Below are 21,622 nucleotides of genomic sequence, written 5' to 3' on the forward strand. Positions count from 1 at the left end.
TGGTTGCGGGGGCACGGTCTGGCCGATACCAACATTCACTTCAAATTGCGATCTAACATCCACAAAATGATAGGACGCATGCATAATACGATAAATACGAACATCATGCAGGTGGGAGCCGAATGGCAGAACTTCCGACATTCCAGACGGCGCGTCTCATTATAAAGCCGAGGACTCTATCCGATTTGACCGCGAGCGTCGCAATGGATTGTGATCCTGAAGTCACAAAATTCGTGGCGGGTCCGTGGAATGACCCCGATCAACATATATCGTTCGTGCGCAAACGGATCGAAAGAAACTACGGAAATGGCCTCGGATATTGGTCGATATTTGAACATGGACAACCCGATGTGTTTCTCGGTTGGATTCTGCTGGCCCCTCATGACAGTGTCGGCCCAGACATTGAAATTGGTTGGCGCTTGGTCAGAAAAGCATGGGGAAAAGGTTACGCGACGGAAGCCGCAACAGCAGTTCTCCGACACGCATTTTTAGTTGCCGGGTTGGATAAAATTATCGCCGACATTCGTATAGAAAATAGAGGATCTATCAATGTTGCGACGAAGATCGGAATGCGCCCAGAAAACATTCACCATACTAAAGCGTCAGACGATCAAATTTTTACTCTCATGCGGGACGAATACATAAACAAAGTTTATAAATATTTTACATGATCATTATTTACTTAATATTTTTTAAAAACGTTACAAAATCAGGCCATGGAATTATTCCGCTAGGAGGGATAGATGGAGGGTGGGTGTCTTTGCGGCATGATCCGTTACATCATTAACGGGGCTCCGCTTAGCAGTGGTATTTGTCATTGCCAGACCTGCAGGCGCACGGCATCGGCACCTTGCCTTCCCTTCATTGGCGTCCGCTCCGCCGACTTTCGCTATACCCATGGTGAACCGATTGATTACACGTCCTCAGTTGGCGTTACCCGTAGTTTCTGTGGCCGGTGCGGGTCGCCCCTGACATATCGCCGGGACGACTCTCCCGCCGAACTCGACGTCATGACAGTGAGCCTGGACAACCCGAACGCGGCCCCTCCGACTTTCCACGTCTGGGCATGCGAAATTCTAGATTGGGACCAAATCACAGACGATCTTGTAGTTTATCCACGATCACGTGACACAAAAACATCAATATAAATAAAAGGATAGACGTTTTCAGAGTTGAAGCGCACGTCTGGCCCACGGTAACGCAGTCGATAGCTGTTCGCGCTGAACTCGCCGCACGAACGGAGCATCCGGAACATCCGGCAGCCCGGCACGTGCCGCGAAGAACCCGGACACCCAGGCAGCGATTTCGGGCGCATTCGGCAATATAGTTTCCGGGCTCGGGCCACCTTCGTAAGCCAGGCTTGGTAACCAGAACCCTAAATCGAGTTGCGGGTTAGAGAGGCATGCCTCAGCCCAATCGATCAGCTTCATCTCCCCCCTGACCAGGCACATGTTGTCGCTCCGCAAATCCCAATGACACGGAGAATCACCGTTCGTTGAGCAAGCGGCCTCGGCCTCAATGAGAGTCGGCAGGGCCTTCGCCAACCATTCGGCCGTTACGAGGCCAATCGCCAGGAAAGGCTTGCGGTTTATCTTAACACTCGTCCATCCTTGGGTATCCCTGCCATGTATCGTCGCAAACGATGGAAGATCGGCCTGGGATGCATGTAGCTTCCCAATGGCGGCGAGTGCCGCTGAGACCGTATGATCCGTCCACGGAGGCGGCCATGACGCATCGCTCAGGTCTTCAATCGCAAGAATTGGCATGGCCACGTCTAACGAATAGCCAATCATTCTCGCAGTCGGTGCATCTTTTATAGACCTGTAGGCCATGATCTCGCGCTGTAATAGAACGGCTGTATGAGACGTCGTTGCAATTTTTACGAATGCTTTTCGCTCGCCATTGGACACGAGATATCGGGCAATCGGGGTATAGCCCCTCTTTACGGCACTATATGAAACAGGCTTCCACCCCAGAACTGATTCGAGGATATCAAGAGGTAACTGTTCCATCATTTCCGTTGCCTCATGTCCCGTAGCCTACATCACTCACGTAATGTAGAATCAGCACATGCCTCATAAGCTTCACTTTTCTGATCCGCCCACATTGGCAGCAGACTATATGCTGCGATGGCGTCTGACTGAAGACGGACCGGACATCCGAACAGCCAGTTCGTATCTGAGGCCGGTTCTTCATGACGGCGCGTCAGCCATGCTGAAAATCACTGACGACCCAGATGAACAAAGAGGAAACAGCCTCATGGCTTTGTGGGCGGGGCACGGCGCGGCTTCAGTCATTAAATATGACCAAAATGCAATTTTGCTCGAACGCGCTGTAACTGGCGAATCTCTTGTGAATATCGTCTATGCAGGAAACGACGATATAGCGACACGCCACATATGCTGTGTTGCAGCTGTGTTGCACTCGCAACATGTAATTCCCGACATAAAAATGCGAACACTGGAAGACTGGTTCTCTGATTTACTGACATTACCACTCCAAAGTGAAGACTGGCTAATATCGTGCGCCCGACAGGCCGACTCGTTACTGCGGCAGCAAAATGAAAATGTAATCCTGCATGGCGATCTTCACCACGGCAACATTGTGAACTTCGGGATCGAAGATTGGCGCGCGATCGATCCAAAAGGCTTGTTTGGCGAACGGACCGCAGAATACGCCACCCTCTTTCTCAACCCGGACCTCGCAGACGAACACCGACCGTATGCGACACTTCAAAAGAATTTCGAACGACGCCTCAGGGTTGTCAGCGCCTGCGCCGGGGTGGAGCCGGTAAGGCTACTAAAATGGATCCACGCATGGAGCGGCCTATCTGCCGTCTGGTTTATTGAGGAAGGACTTGAACCGAAGACGCAACGCCACATCGCAGAGTTGGCCGCCAACGCCCTAAATCTGTAACCTGTTTTCACCTCACATCAAATATACGAACTGCTTTTTTAATTAAACAAGATAGACCAGATCTGCCGTTAGCACATGGTGGCATGAGGCAATGCATGTTCACTGGTCTGATATTCCACAAAGGGAGTTGATTGAGGCATGCTCTAAATGCTCACCTTGGAAAGCTTAATGCTGGTCAGAGAGATATCATGATAGATGCATGCCCAAGTGTAACCGCATGGCGTGTGGCGCGACATCGGGCCAAACACCAGCTATTAGAAAATGGGGCAGTTTTCTCTGATCCGCTCGCGATACCAATTTTAGGTGAACACGTAGGGATTCTAGCAGCAGAATCAGATGCGGTGGGAGAGAAAAACTTTCGTCTTTTCATGGCCATTCGAAGCCGTATCGCAGAAGACAGACTGGCTAAGGCTGTGCAGCGCGGCGTGCGACAGGCCATTGTAATGGGAGGAGGCGTTGACACATTCGGTCTCCGCAATCCCCATAAAAGTAGCGGCCTCGCCGTCTTTGAAGTGGACCGACCTATCATGCAAGATTGGAAACGTCGGCACCTTGCGCAGATAGGGCTGAGCGCGCCGGCTTCCTTGACATTCGTGCCGGTTGATTTTGAGCAGGACAGTCTGAATTCCTGTCTGGTGAGTGCTGGATTTGATCCTACCCAGCCCGCGTTTTTCTCGTGGCTGGGCGTGGTTCCTTATCTCACGCAGGAAAGTATCGAAAATACCCTACGCTTCGTCGCCAGCATTCCGAGTTCCGAGATTGTCTTCGATTACGGTGAACCCATTGAAAATTATGAAGGAAGCCACAGAACGCTCATGGAGGAGCGGAATGCTTTTGTCGCTTCTGTTGGAGAGCCATGGCTGAGTCGATTTAATCCAGACGAAATGCACGCCATTTTGCGTAAATGCCGGCTAAATAATTTTACAGACTATGATCGTGTCGGCATCTCTTCTTACTTCGGTTGGCCCACAAAAGAGACGAATTCCAAGGCTAGTCCGCACGTGATTGATGCGCTCTCCGCATAGTGGCGGTTCGGTAAGGATAATTTTATGCAATGATATCATGGTCCTTATCCAGTAGAAGTCATCAATCGCTATCACTCTTTGAAAGCCGGCCAATCCCCCGCCACACATCGTAATAACCCCACCGTTCTAACTACCGGTATTTGCTTCCTTCCGCCCTGCAACATCCCGCACGCGCTCGCTGAGGAACCGCTGTCCCTTCGCAAGCCGCCGGACCAGCACCTCGTTGAACCGGGCATACATCTCCGCGCCTCGATCCTTCGCGGCCTCGTTCTCGTTCGCCGGGATGGGAAGCTGGCGCATCATCCAGGCATGCGTATAGAGCGCGAATGCCTCGCCCAGCACGGCGACGGCCTCGTCCACATCGTCGATCCGCCGCCCGAGCCGGTCCAGGCGTTTCGAAAGAGCCGCGTCCCGGCGTCCATCGTCCTCGCCGGAGACCAGCGACAGCACCGCCGCCTCGATCACTGCTGATTTCGACACCTTGCGGCGCTCGGCCAGCGCCTCAACCTGCTTCAGCAGGCCCGGCTCGAAATACACGTTCATCCGCTGCCGTCTGGTCATCGCCGCGCTCCCGGTTTTTTGGGGGTCCGATGACAGAGTGCGCTGAAATTTCCCCAGTGCAAGTCCCTGTTGGATGGCCATCGTGCAGTGGCGTAGCCTAGCGTAAAATTGGCGGCTGCTGTCGGTGTTTGTCTGCATTCCGGGACGAATCGCGGGGCATCGCGCTACAAGCCAAGCCCCCTGCCCCGACCCAGTTCCCACGAGATGCCTCCATGCTCGTCCATGGAGATCGCCATCTCCTTCTGGCGCTGTTTCCCGATCTCCGGCCGCCAGGGCACCAGCGAGAATTCATGCCCGCTTTCCACCACCGCGAAGCGCCCGCTGGCCAGATCGACCGGACCTTTCATCGTGCCCTGGATGGTCTCGAAGCGATCAAGCGGACGCCACAGCTTCCCCCGCTTCCCGGCCATCACCTGTCCGACCCGTTCCACCTCCCGCCCTTCTAGCGTCGCCAGCAGGTTCTTGCGGTAGCGGACCATGCCCTCCGGGGTGAGGCTGGCGTCTCCACGGTCGAGCAGAGCTTTTTGCCGTCTGGCCAAGGCATCACCGACGTCGCCCCCGAACCCGGCCTCCACCCGGTCGCCGTCGCGGCTTACCCCGCCCACCAGACGCCGGTCGAGCCAGGTCGCGCCATCGGAGCCGATCTGCACCTCCAGATCGAAGGCCGACAGCAGCCGCACCGTCGCTTTCGGGGCACGGGCGGCGTCATAGGCGATGGAGCGTTGCTGAAAATCTTCCGGGATGCGCCAGCGGTCGGCATCCAGCCGTTCAACAATCCCGGCCCGGCGCAATGCCTCCAGACGGCGGATATGACCTTTGATCAGGTCTTCCGGGCTACCCTTGAGGCTCCAGCGGTCGAGCTGCATCCGCTCCAGGTGGGCCGAAGGGCGATAGATCCCGTTCTCGGTCTGGGCGAGGATCGCCCGGTCGGACGGGCGTGGTCTGTCGGGAACCGGGGCTGCGGCGATTTCCACGATCGCGCTACCGGGGATGTCCTTCATCTGGGCGGGATCGAAGCCGCGCAGGTGATGCACCCGCCCGTCGATCCCATCGACCACCAGCGACAGTTTTTCCCCGAGTTCGTCGGTCAGGTGCCTGCCCACCAGTTGCCCGATGACCGGTTTGTCTGGGACCTCGCCGTGAAAGCGGAAATGCGCCGGGTCGCGCGTCGGCGCTGTTCCCTTATCGCGCGCCTTCAGGGCACGGTGCATCTGCTTCGTGATGTCATCCCGCTCGCCCAGGTTCCGCAGGCGCTCTTCCAGCCGCTCGTCGAGTGTCCATCTGCCCGGTTCCGTCTGGCTGGCCAGTCCCATGCGTTCCAGCTTCGCGAGACGCGACAGGCGCAGCCGTCGGTCCGCCAGATCAGAGGTCGGTGTTTCGATACCGGGGCGCATGTCGAGGGTACCGTCCTTCATCTGATCCAGCAGGGCACGGTCGATGCGGGTGAAGCGGTCGCGGTCGATCTCGGCTTCCAGCTTCCGGCGCTGTTCGATCTCGGACACGGGACCGAGGTCCAGCGTCACGAATTCGGAGGCGCGTTCGCGGAGGCCATGGGTGATATAGCCGCCATCGATGACGAGGTCGCGGCCCTGGTCGTCGCGACCGTTGACCACGACATGAACATGGGGATGCGCGGTGTTGAAATGGTTCACCGCCACCCAGTCCAGCCGTGTGCCGAGATCGGCTTCCATCTGTGTCATCAGGTCGCGGGTGAAGTCGGTCAGATCGTCTATCCGGTCGACGTCTTCCGGCGAGACGATGAAGCGGAACTGATGCCGGTCCTCCACCCCGCGTTCGAGGAAGGCTTTCGCATCGGCGCGATCGGTCTCCGCGCCATAAAGGACGCCACGCTCGCCGTCGCGGGAGGTGCCATCACGCTGGATATAACGCAGGTGGGCAGCGGCTCCGCCTCCCTTCCCGGCCTGACGCACCACACGCGCCTTCACGGTCACACGCCGGGAACCAGGAACCTGATGCCGCCAGCCGGCGATCCCGCGCGCGCGGACGAAGGACGCGCCACGCCCGCGACCCACCCCACGGGTGGAACCGGAACGCGACGCGCTCCCCGCACGCGAGGTCGCACCCGACCCAACAGATGAACGGCGGCCACTGCCGCCGCCTGACCCGCTGCCGCCCCTCTTTCCGGGGGACAGGGATTGCCTGCGAACCTGTGTCCGAATGCCCGTCAAAAAGTCCGTGCGACCGCGCGCGGCACCGCCCTTCGAGGGGATGCGTCCAACTCTGGGGCGGAACGCGGTGTCGTCATCCTGCGCCATGGCCAGACCTCGCGAAAACCAAGCTTTTCGGGGAACAGTGCCGTCAGAAACGGCGAGAAACCCTCGCTCCTGAAAAATGACGGCTCAGTCGAGCAAAATCCAGAGTGCCACTCGAACTTTCCCTAACCCCATGTGCAGACAGAGAAAACCGCAGGTCCGGACCGGCAGGAGTGCCGGTTCCTTTAATCTTGCCCTCACGTTTTTTCTTCTTTCCGGCCTCTGAATTCGGCTTTTCCGAATCTGACGCCCCCTAGCCAACCTGACCGGAATGACTGGCAAAACCTGCCACGAAGCGCCTCGCGCCACCACGCGAACTGGACGACGAAACGCTGCCGCGACCGATCTTCGATGTCTCTTATGACGTGCCGAGCACACGTCAAAACCATGCGTCGGACGTGATCGGAATCGACGTCCGCACATGATTGGGAACTGTCAAACTGATGACGCTCCCGTCGACGATGACCAATCGGTCAGCTTGCGGTCGTCGTGCATCTGGGCCGCCCGTCCACCGCATGCGGATCGTGTTCCGGATGCGGGGAAACTCGTGTCACTGAACACCGGATCGTTCGTCGAAAGGGTGTCCGGAGCAGCGCCAAAGGCATCCCGAAAGAGACGCGGTGGCTCAGCCGACGCCTTCCGCTCGCGGCGCGAAGCGTCGCGTTGTTCCGGCACAAAACGAACGCGACAAGAGGATGGAAAAGCCAGCCGGAAAGAGGAGGGAAAGGCGCGGGCAAACGTCCGCCGGCCACGCGCGGACGGCACGCTCAGTGCAGCGCGCGACGACGCAGCCATGCCCGATGCCGTGCTTTGGTATAGGCGTCGGGCTGCTGCCGTGCCTCCAGCCGATGGTGCAGGTGACGCCAGTAGTCGGGACTGACCTCTATCGGATCAATGTCCTGCGCCTCGATCGTGTCGATCGCTTCCAGCACACGCTGGACGCGCGGCCACGAACTCTGGTGCAGCAACACCTCGCCACCGGGCTGCACACAGGGGACGGTCTGGTAGTCTTCGCCGGAGCCGACCGTGCGGACGATGTCGATGTGCGATTCAACTGTGCCATAATCGTTTGCGGCCCAGCGGACGAAGGCGAACACGCTGCCGGAGGCGAAGCTCAGCACACGCCGCTGACGGTCGAGGATCGTGTCCGCGACCGGTCGGCCGAAGCGCAGCCAGCGTTCCACCCGCTTCTCGATCCAGGTCAGTTCGACCGTCGTGATCAGGGCGGACGGATCGTCGATCATCGCCTCTGTTTCCTCTTCACGGCCTACTCGTGCGCCAAAACGGGCATTGTCGACAATCTCGGCTACGAAAGCACCCCGAGTTTTACGACCATGTTCCGTGAGGCTCTATAAATCTCCCCGGGCCAGCACCTGGCGGAACGCCACAGGTATCTTTGACAGTCGTTTGAACCGGAGCATGAAGAACGAAAGATCAGGAACCTCATGCATAGATTATCAATCTCGTGTCGGTTTCACGAAGGGTAAATCTCTCTGTTTTGATACAGGAATGGGATAAGAGTCATGAACATGTGGCCTGTTGTCACATCTGGAAAGACGGCTTATCGCGGCGCACCAATGGCAGGAAGATGTCGTCGACGATCTCACGGATCGCGTCGTCAGAGAGCGGCTGGAACGTCATCATCATCTCGTGCCGGACCAGATCGAGCGGAAGCGATGCGATCCGGGGTGTAAGACAGGCTGGGTCGATCTCGCCCCGATCGATGGCCCGGCCGATGACGGCATGGAACTGGCTGCCGTCCACGATGCGCGCCCGAATGTCGGCGAAGCTCGATCGTTCGGCGACAAGATCCTTCTGCATGTCGAAGAACAGTTGCAGGTCCCGGGACCCGGCGCGATCCGACATGCACCGGAGAAGAAGACAAAGTTCCTCCCGCAGACTGCCCATGTCGGGAATGACGATGTTCGCCCGCGCGAATTGCTGGGCGAGTGCGGCCGTCGCGAGCGCCGTGCGGCTCGTCCAACGGCGATGCAGCACCGGGCGGCTGGTTCCCGCGCGCCGGGCGACATTCTCCATCGTCAGCCCTTCATAACCGCGTTCCATGACTTCGGCCCAGGCGGCCTCAAGGATCGCCTCTTCCAGCGCCGCCCCGCGTCGACGTGTCCGCCCTCGAACTCTCATGGTGCTCCATTAAGATGCATTGCGAATCTTATTGCTTCTCCTCGCGTGCCCTATAAGATGCGCGAGGAATCTTATCTATGAGTGGATATCATGAGCACGCCAACGATTCCAGCGGGTCGCCGATCCGTCCTCATTTCCGGCGCCAGCATCGCGGGACCAGCGCTCGCCTTCTGGCTCGATCGTCATGGGTTCGACGTGACGGTGGTCGAGCGGGCACCGACGATCCGTACCGGCGGATACCCGATCGACGTGCGCGGCACGGCGATCGACGTGGTCGAGCGTATGGGCCTGCTGCCCTCGATCCGCGCGGCCCATATCGCCTCCCGCGCGATGACCTTCGTGGATGGAGCTGGAAAAATCATCGGCAGCGTGCCGATCTACGAGGCGATCGGCAGCGACACCGACCGCGATGTCGAACTGCCGCGCGGCACTCTGGCAACGTTGCTCCATGACGCGACCCGAAACGGTCGCGTCGCGTACCGTTTCAACGACTCACTCGACACCCTCCATGATGACGGTGAGGGCGTCGATGTCGGGTTCGCCAGTGGCCGGCAGGCACGATACGATATCGTCATCGGCGCGGACGGGCTGCACTCACGGACGCGTCGCCTGGTCTTCGGCCCCGAGGAGCCGTTCAACCATTCCCTTGGTTTCTGCTTCAATCTCTTTTCCATGCCCAATGACAAGGGCCTGTCGCATGGCGGGATCGTTCATGCCGAGCCAGGACGCACGGCCGGTATCTGGGCGGTTCAGGACAGCCCAAGGGTCTTCGGCTTTCTTGCTTTTGCGACGGAGGAAGCGCCGGTTTCCGCCAGTCGTGACGCGCAGGAGCAGATCCGGCGTACGCGGGAAGCCTTCGCCGGCATGGGCTGGGAGGTTCCGCGTCTGCTCGATGCGATGGCGCAGGCCGATGATCTGTATTTCGATTCCGTCAGCCAGATCCGCATGCCGCACTGGTCCAAAGGGCGCGTGGCGTTGGTGGGCGATGCCGCGTTCGCGCCGTCTTTCCGGTCTGGACAAGGCACCAGCCTGGCACTGGTGGGCGCGTATGTGCTGGCAGGCGAACTGGCCACCCATGACGACCCGCAAGACGCGTTCGCAGCCTATGAGCGCCTTGCGCGGCCCTTTGTCGAGGCGAATCAGGCACTGGCCACCGCTGAGAATGGGGCGTTCTTCCTGCCCAGAACGCAAAAGGATATCGAGACGCGCGACCGGATCCTCGCCGAAATCGCCCGGAACGGAGCGGTCGGCGTATTCGATGACACTAAACAGGCGGTGCATAGCGCATTGCGTCTGCCGGATTACGCATCAGCTTCGCTACGGTGAGACAGGACGGTTCTGAGCTTCTCGGCGTCCGCCGGTGTCGCCGGATTGTAGACGACCAGGGTCAGGTCGGGCCGGCCATCGACCGAGAACGTCGAATGTTCGAAGGCGAAGGGGCCGAGGACTGGGTGATCGATGTGCTTGACGATGTCGGCGGGTGCCTCGGTGACGCTGTTCTCATGCCACATTGTGTAAAATTCGGGGCTGAGCCGGCAGAGTTCCGTCACCAGGGGGGCGACTTCGTCCGCCGCGCCGGCCCGCGTCGTCTCGATGCGAAAGGCACCGACCACGTAGCGTGCCATGCTTTCCCAGTCGGGCTGCATGGCGCGGGAGCGCGGATCGAGGAAGATGATCCGCAGGATGTTGCGTTCCCCCGGCGGCAGGGCGCTGTAGTCGCCCAGCATGATGGTCGCCGCCCGGTTCCAGGCCGGCACATCCCAGGTCGCGGTCCGGATGACCGCCGGGCTGGGGTCCAGTGCGTCGAGCACGCGTTGCAGGCGCGGCGTGACGCTGCCGCTCTTGCGATACCGGGCATCGGGCGGGCGGCCGAGGCCGAGCAGGAAAAGATGCTCGCGCTCGACATCGGTCAGCATCAGGGCGCGCGCGATCCGGTCCAGCACGTCGGCAGACGGGGCTCCGCCACGCCCCTGTTCGAGCCAGGTGTACCAGGTCGGGCTGATGTTTGCCCTCTGCGCGACCTCCTCGCGCCGCAGGCCGGGCGTGCGGCGACGTTCCAGGGGAAGGCCGAAGGCGACCGGATCGAGCCGTGCGCGGCGGTCCTTCAGCCAGATGCCTAGCCGCTTCTCGACGTGCTGGTGTTCGTTCATCCTGTTAGTCTTTATAATACGATAAAATCACTACTTTAACAGAATAGAGCATGGACCGAGATTTGTCTTCATCTGAAAGCGGGAGACACTGTCATGCGTGTATTCGTCACTGGTGCCACCGGATTTATCGGCATGCCGACCGTCAGGGAACTGGTCGCCGCCGGTCATGACGTGCTTGGCATGGCCCGTTCGGATGACGGGGCGCGCGCCCTCGCCGCCGTCGGCGCGCAGGTGCAGCGCGGCACGCTCGTAGATCTCGACAGCCTGCAAAAGGGGGCGGCGGTTTCGGATGCCGTCATTCATCTGGCCTTTATCCATGACTGGTCGAACTTCATGGCCAGTTGCGAAGCGGATCGTCGCGCCATCGAGGCGCTCGGGTCCGCGCTTGCCGCCTCCAACAAGCCGCTCCTGGCCACGGGCGGGCTGGCAGGACTGGCATCGCCGGGACAGGTGGCGACCGAAAACGATGTGATTCTGCCGGACTTCCCGTTCCCGCGCGTGTCCGAACAGACGGCGCTGGCGCTGATCCCGCAAGGTATCCGCGCGTCGGTGGTGCGCCTGCCGCAGGTCCATGACCGGGCCAGGCAGGGGCTTATCACGCCGCTGATCGAGACGTTCCGTCAGAACGGCACCTGCGCCTATGTGGGCGATGGGAGCAATCTCTGGCCTGCGGCGCATGTGCTCGATGTCGCCCGTCTTTACCGGCTGGCCATCGAAAAGGGGGCAACGGGCGCCGCCTGGCATGCGGTGGCCGAAGAGGGTGTGGCGATGCGCGATATCGTCGAGACGCTCGGTCGCCGTCTGGATCTGCCGGTCCGTTCGCTCTCAGCAGACGAGGCACCTGCGTTCTTCGGGCAGTTTGCGATGTTCGCGGGGTTCGACATGAGTGCCTCCAGCGCACTGACGCGGCAGGCACTGGGGTGGGAACCGACCGGTCCGGGACTGATTGCCGATCTTGCACAGCTTGAAATCGCGGACTGATGCCTGCGCAGACGGAGGCGGATTCATGAACGAAACGGAAATGGTGCTGGCAACGGGCGGCACGGGCTATGTCGGGGCACGCTGCATCATCTCACTCCTGGAACGCGGCTACAGCGTCCGGACCACGGTGCGAGACCTTCACCGGGAACCCGAACTGCGCGCCATGATCGCAAAAGAGGTCCATCCCGGCGACCGCCTGAACGTCGTTCCCGCCGACCTGACCGCCGACGCAGGCTGGGACACGGCAGCAGAGGGTGTGCGCTATGTCCTTCATGTTGCCTCGCCGGTGCTGGTGCGGGCGCCGAAAGACCCGGACGAGTTGATCAGACCGGCCCGCGACGGTGCAGCCCGGGTGCTGCGGGCCGCGATCAGGGCGGGTGCGGAGCGCGTGGTGATGACGTCCTCCGTGGCGGCGGCAAGCCGCAGGGTCGGCGGCCCGGACTGCGAATACGACGAGACCGTGTGGACCGATCCTGATGCCCCCGGTGTGGACGCCTATACGCGCTCGAAGACGATCGCCGAGCGCACGGCCTGGGAGATCATCGGCGCGGAGGGCGGGGCGACCACGCTGGCCGTCGTCAATCCGTCGGTCATTCTGGGACCGGTGCTCGGACGCGACTTTTCGCCGTCCATCGGGCTCGTCCAGCGGTTGCTGGCGGGCAAGGTGCCGGGCCTGCCACGGCTCGGCTTCGATTTCGTCGATGTGCGCGATCTTGCTGATCTGCATCTTCGGGCCATGACCAACCCGGCGGCGGCGGGTCAGAGATTCATCGGCGCGGGCGAATTTGCATGGATGGCGGACATTGCCAGAGTCCTGAAAGCCGCGCTTGGGCCGGAGGCAGCCAAGGTTCCGACGCGCGCCTTACCGGATTTCGTGCTGCGCCTTGTGGGCTTCTTCGATCGCGATCTCGGCGCCATGAACGGCTATCTCGGGCATAAATATACCTACTCTTCCGCCAAGGCGCAGTCCGTCCTCGGCTGGAAGGCCCGGCCGCTGGAAGAAACGGTCGTCGATTGCGGTCGTAGCCTGATCACGATCGGAGCCGTTTGAGGCCCTGTCACGATACACGCTCATACCCGGATCAGACAATCAATGCAGTCTTCTTCCACCTCTTGCTGGCGCTATTTACCCAGCCCATATTCCTGCCGTCGTCCGACACTGCTTAACAGACACGGAGGATTCCAAAATGCATTTTTCTCGTATGATTCAGGCCGGCGCCTTTGTTGCTACACTGGCCTGCTGCGCGGCTGCACTGCCTGCGCAGGCTCAAGATGCGTTGCGCGTCGTTGACGCACGGGGACACCAGGTCGGTATCCTGGTCCCGGTCCAGGGCATCGCGACGACAGCGGCAATGCCCGATATCGACATGTTCGAGGCCGTTGATCGCATGATGGCACGCAATATGGCTCTCATGGAGGCGGCCGATCGGACATTGGCCTCGCAGTTGGACGGCGTCCTGCGCGCCGTTCCGGCTGTTGGTCACGACCTCCCGAAGCAGAGCATGTCCTGGCAGCGTTTCGAAACGGTCAGCACCGGTGGACCCACCGCCTGTATGCAGACGATCACGATCACATCGAACGGTCAGGCGACGCCAATCGTTCATGTGTCACGCACCGGAAGCAAGTCCTGTGCGACGCTCCCCGCGCCGATGGCAGTTGACAATCTCGGAGATCAAAAGACTGGTTCCAAGGCTCTCACCCCCGCCGTCGAGATGCGGACGGAAGTCCCGACGAACGGACACGCTGGAAGCGCTCTATAAGCCAGGTGGTGGCCCAAAAATCCCAGGCCACCATCATAGAAGGAAAATATATTGATTTTCTGCGATCATCGCCATGATGGTTAACGAAAATCAACAAAACCCATGTAATTTTTGCCCGCAACACCGCCACAGAAAATAAATACAAACATAAATAATAAAATTATTCATGAAAAAGAATCTGCATTTCGTGCCCTCTTGACGAGGCAAGCATCTCTTCCAATCTTGCTTTCGCCGGACGCCATCGGGTCCGGCATAGGCTCCCTGAGCCGGACAACTGGAATCCATGTTGCTTTAATCGGAGGATGTGGATGTCGACACTGAAAGGACTTTATTCCCGCTATCGCCGCTCCTTGCGCACAGCCGCCCGGAGATGGCGCAACCGACTGGAGGGAGGCGTATCATGGTAACGCGCCCCCTTTTCGGAGACGATCCGCTAGCTCCGCGTGTCCTCTCCGTGCTCCGCCGCCTGGGTCATGACGGACGTGGCGTGACGCTAACATCTCTGGTGGCCCATACCGGTATACCGGGGATCAGACTTCGCTCCACGCTGGAACGCCTGGTCCAGGCGGGCGCGGTCGCCCCTGCCGGGTGTGATCCCCTGGCTTCTGATCTCGCGTTCCGTCTCCCCATGCGGGCAAGAGCCGCACCGCCAGTTCCGGTCGCGGCGTAAGGCACTGACCGCGCCGGGTAGATCAGAAACGCCTTCTCCGAGCGGAAACGCCGTCTTTTCTGGAACGACCGCACGAATGAGAGGGTGGAGCGGGGCCTTCCATCGGAGGCCCCGCGTCTCTGAAGGTGAGGTCGAAAGCAGAGAGAACAGGGAGATGTCGAGTTTTATCCATTTTCTCAACCTGAAGGCGCTTCAGGACTATTGGAATAACCATCCCTCCTTGCCCCGTTCACTTGTGACGATGGGGCCAGTTTGGTCGCATTCCGCCGGAGAGACGGAGCGAGCGGAACAGACGGCCAAGCAACCTTGGCGCCTTCGGCAGAGGGAGAGACCACACGTCGCTGTCGGTCTCGTCCTCATGCTGCTGGTCGGAATGGCCTCGCCGACATCAGCTCATGCGCCGCATGATGTGCTGTCGTGCGAGACAGAAAAGCAGCCGGTGAACATTCCATCCATGCCACTGGCCCGCGCCATCGAGATGTTGGGCCGGCAGACCGGGTGCCCGGTCCTTGTCGACCCGCCCCTTATGGACGGCCGGACCTCGGCAGCCGTCAAGGGCGCCTATACGCCTCAGGGCGCCCTCCTCCATCTGTTCGGGTCCGTGCATGTCGACGTCACCGCCACTGTTTCGGGCTTGAGCGTCAGCCCTCTGGATGCGACGGCTCTGACATCGGGCGACACGCGCGCCGGCCTGAGGACTGCATCATGACTCTTCACACGGACAGGCCGAACAGAATTATGTCGCTTCCGACCGTTCAGATCGGCACAGAACTGGCGGTCCTGCTGGCCGACTATCTTGGCGACGAGGAAAGAGATCGGGGATATGACGGCCTCATGCGTCGGGCGGCTGACCACCGGGTTTACGATCGGGTTTCTCGCTGGAGAACCGCGTCAGACCCGGAAGCAACGACCGTCGCCGTGGTCCGAAAACTCCTGCCTGTCGCTGACCGCGCGCACATGGCCAAGGCCCTGGGCTGGTCGTTGGGAGACCTCGAAAACCAGCTGACATCGGCCTTGCCAAAGGCCGTGCGAGATCATGCCAGAACATTGTCCTGTCGTCTGCCACGCTGGCACCGGCTCTGACCCGGATGTGCGCCGGAACGACCACGTGTCTTTCCGCAGACTGTTTCAGTCCGCATGTGGGTCCGCATCCACATCCGAGGGATCGAGCGGTTCGACCAGTCCTTCCTTGTCCGGATCAATTGGTGGCTCCTCTTCGTCAGGTGCAAGCGCCGGATGCGGGCGCTGCTCCTTCTCCCGAGAAGGAAGCGGAGGCGGTTCGAACGGGCGGTGAGCACCCGTGATCCGTAACGTGTCCTGCATGGGGACATTCTCCATCGCTAAAAGAAAAACCAGACCCAGGACGTGGGAACTATAACGCAATTCATAAATGGGAAAACGGCTATGGAAGACCTCTCCATGAAACGTTCCTGGCAAAGCAGGGACTGGTCCCGCCTCATCAAGCTGTTCAGGGGCCTGACATTCTACGAGCGTTTTGAACAGGCGATCATTCTGACCCTGATTGCGCTCATCATGCTGGTAACCGCCATCGCGACGATTCATCTGATCGGCGCGGTATGGCATCTGGTCGTCGATGTCGGGATCGATCCGATCAACCAGACGATCTTCCAGGCGATTTTTGGCGCGATCTTTACTGTTATCATCGCTCTTGAGTTCAAACACTCCCTGCTGGTCGTTCTTGCCCAGCATGAGAACGTTATCCGGGTGCGAACCATCGTCCTGATCGCCCTCCTGGCGATTGCCCGCAAATTCATCCTGCTGGATCTGCATGATGTGACTGCCATGGAACTGTTCGCTCTCTCGGCGGCTGTTCTGGCTCTGGGCATCGTCTACTGGCTGGTTCGCGAGCAGGATGCGCGTGTCGCGCGCGACGCCAGGGAACAGGCGCCTCTCGAAGATAATCCTGCGGCCCGCTGTGAGCCTGAACGGTCTTCATCCTGAAGAATCGAGGTAAAGGCGGTCTCTAACGCCGCCTTTACTAAAAGCCCCATTACGTCCCGTGCGATGAGGGCGTGTTCTTCGTCGTCTCTGGCCCTGACGGCGCCAGATGATCTGTGTCGATGGGCCGGAACGGCGGAATGGGTTGTCCGGGATAATAGACCGGCCCCTTGTAATTCTGATCCAACTGGCTTGCGTTCAAGCTGTCGACCAGCATATCACCTGTGCCGTCTTCGTAATGAGTGCGAGCTCCGGTTTTGGGGATTGTGGACGTTCCCTCAGTCGCCCTCGCATCGAACGATGTTGCAGCCGCCCGTGCAAGATCAGCAGCATGTGCGTCCGACTGGCCCAGTAGAGACAAGCCCAGAGCAGCGCACGGCAGAAATATTTTCATCCTCTTCATGCTCATGACCTTTCGAGACTCTCCCCCGGCCGGATGAATGGCCGGGGGAGAGGTTTCGTCACGCCATCAGGCTGCCTCTTTCCGCGCCTCGATCTGGGGCACGGCTTCCTCCGCGCGTGTCGTAGAGGACGTAATCGCGATACGACGCGGCTTCATCGCTTCGGGTATCTCACGTTTCAGGGTAATGGACAGAAGTCCGTTCTCGAAGTGCGCATCGGTGACTTTCATATGCTCGGCCAGATCGAAGCGGCGTTCGAATTCTCTGCCCGCAATACCCCGATGGAGATATTCGGCGGCGCTTTGCGGCTCCGGTGCCTTTCGTCCTGTCACGACAAGAGTATTGCGCTCCTGGGTGATCGCTAGGTCGTTCTCGGCAAGTCCGGCAACCGCCATGTCGATGCGGTAATCATCCTCACCGGTCTTGATGATATCGTAAGGTGGCCAGTTATCGGCCGTCGGAATTCGACCGGCGAGATCAAGGGCATTGAGCATTCTGTCAAAGCCCACGCTCGAACGGAACAGGGGAGCAAAATCAACGGTGGCTCTCATAGCCATATCCTCCTTTGAGCAACATGGACACAAGATCAAAACTGATAGTTCTGTCTGCCGACCCCTTCGGCGGTCGGCAAATTCAATCTGGGAACTCCATGCATGGTGTCAAGAGGCATCAAAAATGCAAAAGGGCAGGTTTGGGCGTCCTCTATCGTTCGCGTCTTCATTGCCTGCGCGTCTTCGCGAGTGAGACGGACCGATGCCCATTTCACGAGCATCATGCTATAAAGCATCATCGCGTGTTCAGAGTGGACCAGAACAATGCCTGATAGCGTCAGATGGAAGTTTCTGGCCGTGGCTTTCGCCGCGACCATGCTGAGTGCGGCTCCGGCGGAGGCCAGGCCGTGGATTTATGCTGGACCACCAGTTGTCGTTCCACCACCAGTCGTGGTCGCGCCGCCACCTCCGCCTGTCGTGATTGCACCACCTCCCGTCACGATCATTCGCCCCCCACCACCGGTGCCACCCTACGAAATGGTGCCCCTGCCACGCCGAGGCTATGTCTGGGAGCCGGGCCGCTGGTTCTGGACTCCGCGCGGCTACATCTGGCGAAGAGGCTGGTGGCGGCGCTGGTGAACTCTGCCGTCTGTGATGCCGCGACGACCCAGCGAACTCTTGCATGCTTTCCGGAATGAAGAGCCTCGCGTAACGGAGAGGAACATCTACCAACGCGAGCGACCGCATCGCATGCAAGTTGGGCCACGCCCAGCACGGCGCTCGGCTTACCTGGTCTTCAGGCGGCGTTTTGGGGCAGGAAAACGAAGGGGTTTGCCTGCCCCGTCACGATCCGGCCCCATGGCAAAAGCAGGTGTAGCAACGCCGTGAATTATGCGGCGCCCAACGGAAGAGTCTGTGCTTCTGACGCCTCACCTCATTCACAAAAATATCAGAATAATTAATAGATATTCATCATATCACCGAACGTTCTCCTTTTGTCGTCCGCCGGATTACGCCCGGATACGCCAGAGTACGCACACGTCGACAATTGCCGACACCAGTACTATTGTCTCACCTCCAAAGTACAATGTGCTCACCTTGAGGTATTCGTTTTTTATGCCCCATGATCTGGTTCTCTCCAGACGGAAAGGGCAGGACGATGACGGACAAGGACCGCAGGACGAAGGCCGGGCCGATCGCGCCGGCCAACGATAATAATCCACCGGGAACCGTGTCCGATCCGGCGATGAAAGCGCGGATGGACGAACTGGTGTTCATCCTCGCCAGGATGCTGGGACGCCAGATCGCCCGCGAGGAATTCGAACGGCGGCTGGGTGAGATTGACACCGCCAACGACAACGATCCGTCGGGCCGCAGTACGGCAAGTCGGGAGGAACCGGATGAATGATGCCCGTCCTATCCATGGGACCATTTCAGGGAGGCCGGTATCACCCACTTTTGCGCTTCCTCCATTCGTACAAATGTATTACGTTTGTTATGCAATCAGGAGGAAGCCATGTCCGCCGTGACGTTCCGTGTCGATGACGCCCTCAAATCCGCCGCTGTCGCCAAACTCTCCGCGCACGGCCTGTCTCTCTCCGACGTACTGCGCGATACCCTGGCCTATATCGCCGAGACCGGCCAGCCACCGGTCAAGCGGCGGCTTGTGACCGACGAAGATGCAAGGCTGATCGAAATCGTCCGAGAACGCCTCGCCGATCCCGCCCCCCGCCACCGCATGACGCTGGCGGAACTCAAGGCCCGCCATCCGGATGACTGAATACGCGATCGAATTCGATGATCGCGCACTTCGGGAATGGGACGGGCTTGACGGCAGCATTCGCAGGAAGTTCGAGAAAAAGCTCGAAAAACTGGTTCTGAACCCGCATTCTCCCGGTAACGAACTGCACGGCGATCTCGCGGGATTCTACAAGATCAAACTGCGCCAGGACGGCTACCGCCTCGTCTATCAGGTCGTGGAACAGCGGATCGTCATTTTTGTCATCGCGGTCGGACGCCGTGAGGACAGCGAAATCTACACGACGGCAACCGGGCGCATCCCGGAGACGCCAGCCGACCGGATAAAACAGCCCAGCGGCAAAAGTCGCAAAAGGTAAAGCTTACGAAAAACCACCTGTGGGGAAAAGCCGCCATGACCCGTGTCGCACTCTATGCTCGCTATTCCTCGGACAACCAGCGGGCGGCTTCTATCGAGGACCAGTTCCGCCTCTGTGAAGAGCGCGCCGCGCGCGAGGGCTGGCAGGTGGTCGATTACTATCGCGACGCGGCCATCTCCGGGGCCAGCATGATCCTGCGTCCCGGCATCCAGACCCTGCTCCGCGACGCCCAGGCCGGGCAGTTCGACATCGTGCTCGCTGAAGCCCTCGATCGCGTGTCCCGCGACCAGGCCGACGTCGCCACCCTGTTCAAGCGCCTACAATTCGCCGGCGTCACTATTGTCACCCTGGCGGAGGGCGAAATCAGTGAGCTTCACGTCGGCCTCAAGGGCACGATGAACGCGTTGTTCCTCAAGGATTTGGCCCTGAAGACCCATCGCGGCCTGCGGGGCCGGGTCGAGGCGGGCAAATCCGGCGGCGGCCTGTGCTACGGCTATCGTGTCGTGCATCAGATGGACGCGCGGGGCGAACTGATCCGGGGCGAGCGCGAGATCGACGAGGCGCAGGCGGAAATCGTCCGCCGCATCTTCCGTGAGTTCGCCTCGGGCCGCAGCGCGCTTTCCATCGCCAGCCGTCTGAACAACGAAGGCATCGCCAGTCCTACGGGCGGTAAGTGGAACAACACCACCCTGCGCGGCAACGCCCTGCGTGGGACCGGCATTCTGAACAATGAGCTTTATATTGGACGCCTCGTCTGGAACCGCCTGCGTTATCTGAAAGACCCGCAGACCGGCAAGCGCGTCTCGCGGCTGAACCCGCAAGCTGAGTGGATCATCACCGACGTTCCCGAACTGCGGATCATGGATGACGATCTCTGGCAGGCCGTCCGTACCCGGCAGGCGCTGATCGCGGAAAAGAGCGTGAACATCAGCGCGGGTATCCGCGCCTCCCTCAACAAGCTGAACGGCCAGCGCCGCCCGAAATCCCTGCTGTCGGGTCTGGTGTTCTGTGGCGTGTGCGGCGGTCCCTGCTCGATCCGGGGCGGCGGCCGCTTCGCTTGTTCCACCCACATGGACAACCGGTCCTGCACCAACAGGACCACGATCCGTCGCCCGGAATTGGAAGACCGGGTGCTGTGTGGCCTCAAGGACCGGCTGATGACCCCGGAAGCGGCGGCGGAGGCGATGCGCGCCTATGTCGAGGAAACCAACCGCGCCAACCACGAACGCCGCGCCAGCACGGCGGGATGGCAGACGGAACTGACCAGGCTGCGCAAGGGGCTGAAACAGATGCTCCAGGTCATCGAGGATGGCGGTTACACACGTGGCATGGTCGAGCGGATGCGCGAAATGGAGGCCCGTGAGGATGAATTGGTCGCCCTGCTCGCCGCCCAGCCGCAGGACGTACCGGATATTCATCCCAACGTCGCGGCGATCTTCAAGCACAAGGTCGAGCGGCTGGCGGAAACCCTGAACCACCCCGAGGACCGGCAGGAAGCGTCCGAGGCCATCCGCGCGCTGATCGAGAAGATCGTGCTTCATCCCGGCAAGGGGCGAGGCGAAATGCACGCCACGCTGCATGGCGAACTGGGCACGCTATTGGATTTCGCCGCCTCGCGCGGTCAGGGAGCCAAAAACGCGAACACTCCCGGAGCCAGGGCTTCGGGAGTGTCGGTATCGGGTATTGCGGGGGCAGGATTTGAACCTGCGGCCTTCAGGTTATGAGCCTGACGAGCTACCGGGCTGCTCCACCCCGCGGTGGTGTATGTGATGTTGGTGTGGGGGTTTTTGTGAGTGGGCTAGGGGACCTGGCGGCGACCGACTTTTCCGCACCTTGAGGTGCAGTATCATAGGCGCTGAGGGATTTCACGGCCGAGTTCGGGAAGGGATCGGGTGTAGGGCCCTCGCAATGGCCACCAGGTCTTCTAGCCCACCCAGTCTTTTTGAGAGTGGGCGGAGGTTGGTGTTTTATGAGTGTGGCTGATTTCTGTGCATGTGTTTGATGTGAGAAGTATGAGCGATTAGGACCGGTTAGCTGCATGCATTACTGCACTTTCACACCCGGCCTATCAACGTGATGGTCTGTCACGGCTCTATGAGACCTCGTTTTGAGGTGGGTTTCCCGCTTAGATGCTTTCAGCGGTTATCCCGTCCATACTTAGCTACCCGGCTGTGCC

General features: G+C 59.9%; 23 protein-coding genes, 1 tRNA gene and 2 rRNA genes. 16 read left to right on the forward strand and 10 right to left on the reverse strand.

The window, feature by feature from the left end; translation table 11 throughout:
* Positions 1-122: 122 nt before the first annotated feature.
* Positions 123-671, forward strand: coding sequence for a GNAT family N-acetyltransferase (locus OZD67_RS00995; protein ID WP_274999636.1), 549 nt, complete (start codon positions 123-125; stop codon positions 669-671).
* Positions 672-743: 72 nt separating this feature from the next.
* A complete protein-coding gene (locus OZD67_RS06195; protein ID WP_458695114.1) occupies positions 744-1,148 on the forward strand; it encodes a GFA family protein in 405 nt (134 codons plus the stop codon).
* Positions 1,149-1,166: 18 nt separating this feature from the next.
* On the opposite strand, the gene OZD67_RS01000 is transcribed toward OZD67_RS06195, so the two are convergent.
* Positions 1,167-2,015, reverse strand: a complete 849-nt coding sequence (locus OZD67_RS01000; protein WP_274999637.1) for an aminoglycoside phosphotransferase family protein — start codon at positions 2,013-2,015, stop codon at positions 1,167-1,169.
* Between the two features lie 55 nt (positions 2,016-2,070).
* Here OZD67_RS01000 and OZD67_RS01005 point away from each other — a divergent pair, with 55 nt between their 5' ends.
* Together OZD67_RS01005 and OZD67_RS01010 are read left to right on the forward strand one after the other, a co-directional pair.
* Positions 2,071-2,916 (forward strand): aminoglycoside phosphotransferase family protein, encoded by an 846-nt coding sequence (locus OZD67_RS01005; protein WP_274999638.1) that lies wholly within the window; start codon positions 2,071-2,073, stop codon positions 2,914-2,916.
* Between the two features lie 188 nt (positions 2,917-3,104).
* Positions 3,105-3,941 carry a class I SAM-dependent methyltransferase gene (locus OZD67_RS01010; RefSeq protein WP_274999639.1) on the forward strand — a complete coding sequence of 279 codons (837 nt, stop codon included), beginning with the start codon at positions 3,105-3,107 and terminating at the stop codon, positions 3,939-3,941.
* 126 nt (positions 3,942-4,067) lie between these two features.
* Here OZD67_RS01010 and OZD67_RS01015 read toward each other — a convergent pair whose 3' ends face one another.
* The 4 genes from OZD67_RS01015 to OZD67_RS01030 form a co-directional block, all read right to left on the reverse strand.
* Entirely contained in the window at positions 4,068-4,502 is a 435-nt protein-coding gene (locus OZD67_RS01015; RefSeq protein WP_274999640.1) for a ribbon-helix-helix domain-containing protein, read from the reverse strand.
* A gap of 164 nt (positions 4,503-4,666) precedes the next feature.
* On the reverse strand, positions 4,667-6,433 hold the full coding sequence (locus tag OZD67_RS01020; RefSeq protein WP_274999642.1) for a relaxase/mobilization nuclease domain-containing protein: 1,767 nt from the start codon (positions 6,431-6,433) through the stop codon (positions 4,667-4,669).
* Positions 6,434-7,542: 1,109 nt separating this feature from the next.
* The gene (locus OZD67_RS01025) at positions 7,543-8,019 is read right to left on the reverse strand and encodes a DUF2840 domain-containing protein (RefSeq protein WP_102324434.1); all 477 of its coding nucleotides are present in this window, start codon (positions 8,017-8,019) and stop codon (positions 7,543-7,545) included.
* 298 nt (positions 8,020-8,317) lie between these two features.
* On the reverse strand, positions 8,318-8,917 hold the full coding sequence (locus OZD67_RS01030) for a TetR/AcrR family transcriptional regulator (protein ID WP_102324435.1): 600 nt from the start codon (positions 8,915-8,917) through the stop codon (positions 8,318-8,320).
* 90 nt (positions 8,918-9,007) lie between these two features.
* Between OZD67_RS01030 and OZD67_RS01035 the strand changes: the two genes are divergently transcribed.
* Entirely contained in the window at positions 9,008-10,243 is a 1,236-nt protein-coding gene (locus OZD67_RS01035) for an FAD-dependent monooxygenase (RefSeq protein WP_180967511.1), read from the forward strand.
* Here OZD67_RS01035 and OZD67_RS01040 read toward each other — a convergent pair.
* Complete coding sequence (locus tag OZD67_RS01040) at positions 10,219-11,067, reverse strand: helix-turn-helix transcriptional regulator (RefSeq protein WP_102324437.1); 849 nt, start codon at positions 11,065-11,067, stop codon at positions 10,219-10,221. The genes OZD67_RS01035 and OZD67_RS01040 overlap by 25 nt on opposite strands.
* A 93-nt stretch (positions 11,068-11,160) precedes the next feature.
* Here OZD67_RS01040 and OZD67_RS01045 point away from each other — a divergent pair, with 93 nt between their 5' ends.
* The 6 genes from OZD67_RS01045 to OZD67_RS01070 all read left to right on the forward strand — a co-directional run bounded on the left by OZD67_RS01045 (position 11,161) and on the right by OZD67_RS01070 (position 16,440).
* The gene (locus OZD67_RS01045; protein WP_274999644.1) at positions 11,161-12,048 is read left to right on the forward strand and encodes an SDR family oxidoreductase; all 888 of its coding nucleotides are present in this window, start codon (positions 11,161-11,163) and stop codon (positions 12,046-12,048) included.
* Positions 12,049-12,073: 25 nt separating this feature from the next.
* Positions 12,074-13,099, forward strand: a complete 1,026-nt coding sequence (locus OZD67_RS01050) for an SDR family oxidoreductase (RefSeq protein WP_274999645.1) — start codon at positions 12,074-12,076, stop codon at positions 13,097-13,099.
* Between the two features lie 136 nt (positions 13,100-13,235).
* The gene (locus OZD67_RS01055; RefSeq protein WP_274999646.1) at positions 13,236-13,808 is read left to right on the forward strand and encodes a hypothetical protein; all 573 of its coding nucleotides are present in this window, start codon (positions 13,236-13,238) and stop codon (positions 13,806-13,808) included.
* An 824-nt stretch (positions 13,809-14,632) separates the two neighbouring features.
* Positions 14,633-15,187 (forward strand): hypothetical protein, encoded by a 555-nt coding sequence (locus tag OZD67_RS01060; protein WP_274999647.1) that lies wholly within the window; start codon positions 14,633-14,635, stop codon positions 15,185-15,187.
* Positions 15,184-15,561 carry a hypothetical protein gene (locus OZD67_RS01065; protein ID WP_274999648.1) on the forward strand — a complete coding sequence of 126 codons (378 nt, stop codon included), beginning with the start codon at positions 15,184-15,186 and terminating at the stop codon, positions 15,559-15,561. The genes OZD67_RS01060 and OZD67_RS01065 overlap by 4 nt, the downstream gene beginning before the upstream one ends.
* Positions 15,562-15,882: 321 nt before the next feature.
* Positions 15,883-16,440 carry a phosphate-starvation-inducible PsiE family protein gene (locus tag OZD67_RS01070; protein ID WP_077931518.1) on the forward strand — a complete coding sequence of 186 codons (558 nt, stop codon included), beginning with the start codon at positions 15,883-15,885 and terminating at the stop codon, positions 16,438-16,440.
* A 466-nt stretch (positions 16,441-16,906) separates the two neighbouring features.
* Here the strand turns inward: OZD67_RS01070 and OZD67_RS01075 are convergent, their stop codons facing one another.
* Positions 16,907-17,389: an Hsp20 family protein gene (locus OZD67_RS01075; protein WP_075624222.1), complete on the reverse strand. Its 483-nt coding sequence runs from the start codon at positions 17,387-17,389 to the stop codon at positions 16,907-16,909.
* 477 nt (positions 17,390-17,866) lie between these two features.
* Between OZD67_RS01075 and OZD67_RS06200 the strand changes: the two genes are divergently transcribed.
* The 5 genes from OZD67_RS06200 (at position 17,867) to OZD67_RS06205 (ending at position 21,170) form a co-directional block, all read left to right on the forward strand.
* Positions 17,867-17,968, forward strand: a complete 102-nt coding sequence (locus tag OZD67_RS06200) for a YXWGXW repeat-containing protein (RefSeq protein ID WP_124296136.1) — start codon at positions 17,867-17,869, stop codon at positions 17,966-17,968.
* A gap of 520 nt (positions 17,969-18,488) precedes the next feature.
* Complete coding sequence (locus OZD67_RS01080; protein ID WP_274999651.1) at positions 18,489-18,737, forward strand: hypothetical protein; 249 nt, start codon at positions 18,489-18,491, stop codon at positions 18,735-18,737.
* 108 nt (positions 18,738-18,845) lie between these two features.
* Entirely contained in the window at positions 18,846-19,109 is a 264-nt protein-coding gene (locus OZD67_RS01085; protein WP_010511780.1) for a type II toxin-antitoxin system RelB/DinJ family antitoxin, read from the forward strand.
* On the forward strand, positions 19,102-19,446 hold the full coding sequence (locus OZD67_RS01090) for a type II toxin-antitoxin system RelE family toxin (protein ID WP_006559873.1): 345 nt from the start codon (positions 19,102-19,104) through the stop codon (positions 19,444-19,446). The genes OZD67_RS01085 and OZD67_RS01090 overlap by 8 nt, the downstream gene beginning before the upstream one ends.
* Positions 19,447-19,481: 35 nt before the next feature.
* Entirely contained in the window at positions 19,482-21,170 is a 1,689-nt protein-coding gene (locus OZD67_RS06205; protein ID WP_102324807.1) for a recombinase family protein, read from the forward strand.
* On the opposite strand, the gene OZD67_RS01100 is transcribed toward OZD67_RS06205, so the two are convergent.
* The 3 genes from OZD67_RS01100 to OZD67_RS01110 all read right to left on the reverse strand — a co-directional run.
* Positions 21,130-21,203 (reverse strand) — tRNA-Met (locus OZD67_RS01100). The genes OZD67_RS06205 and OZD67_RS01100 overlap by 41 nt on opposite strands.
* A 48-nt stretch (positions 21,204-21,251) precedes the next feature.
* A 5S ribosomal RNA gene (rrf, locus tag OZD67_RS01105) occupies positions 21,252-21,366 on the reverse strand.
* Positions 21,367-21,446: 80 nt separating this feature from the next.
* Positions 21,447-21,622, reverse strand: a 23S ribosomal RNA gene (locus tag OZD67_RS01110); the annotation flags it as partial.

Origin of the sequence: Wolbachia endosymbiont of Drosophila nikananu (genome assembly GCF_028981865.1) — a bacterium.
GTDB classification, from domain to species: domain Bacteria; phylum Pseudomonadota; class Alphaproteobacteria; order Rickettsiales; family Anaplasmataceae; genus Wolbachia; species Wolbachia pipientis_B.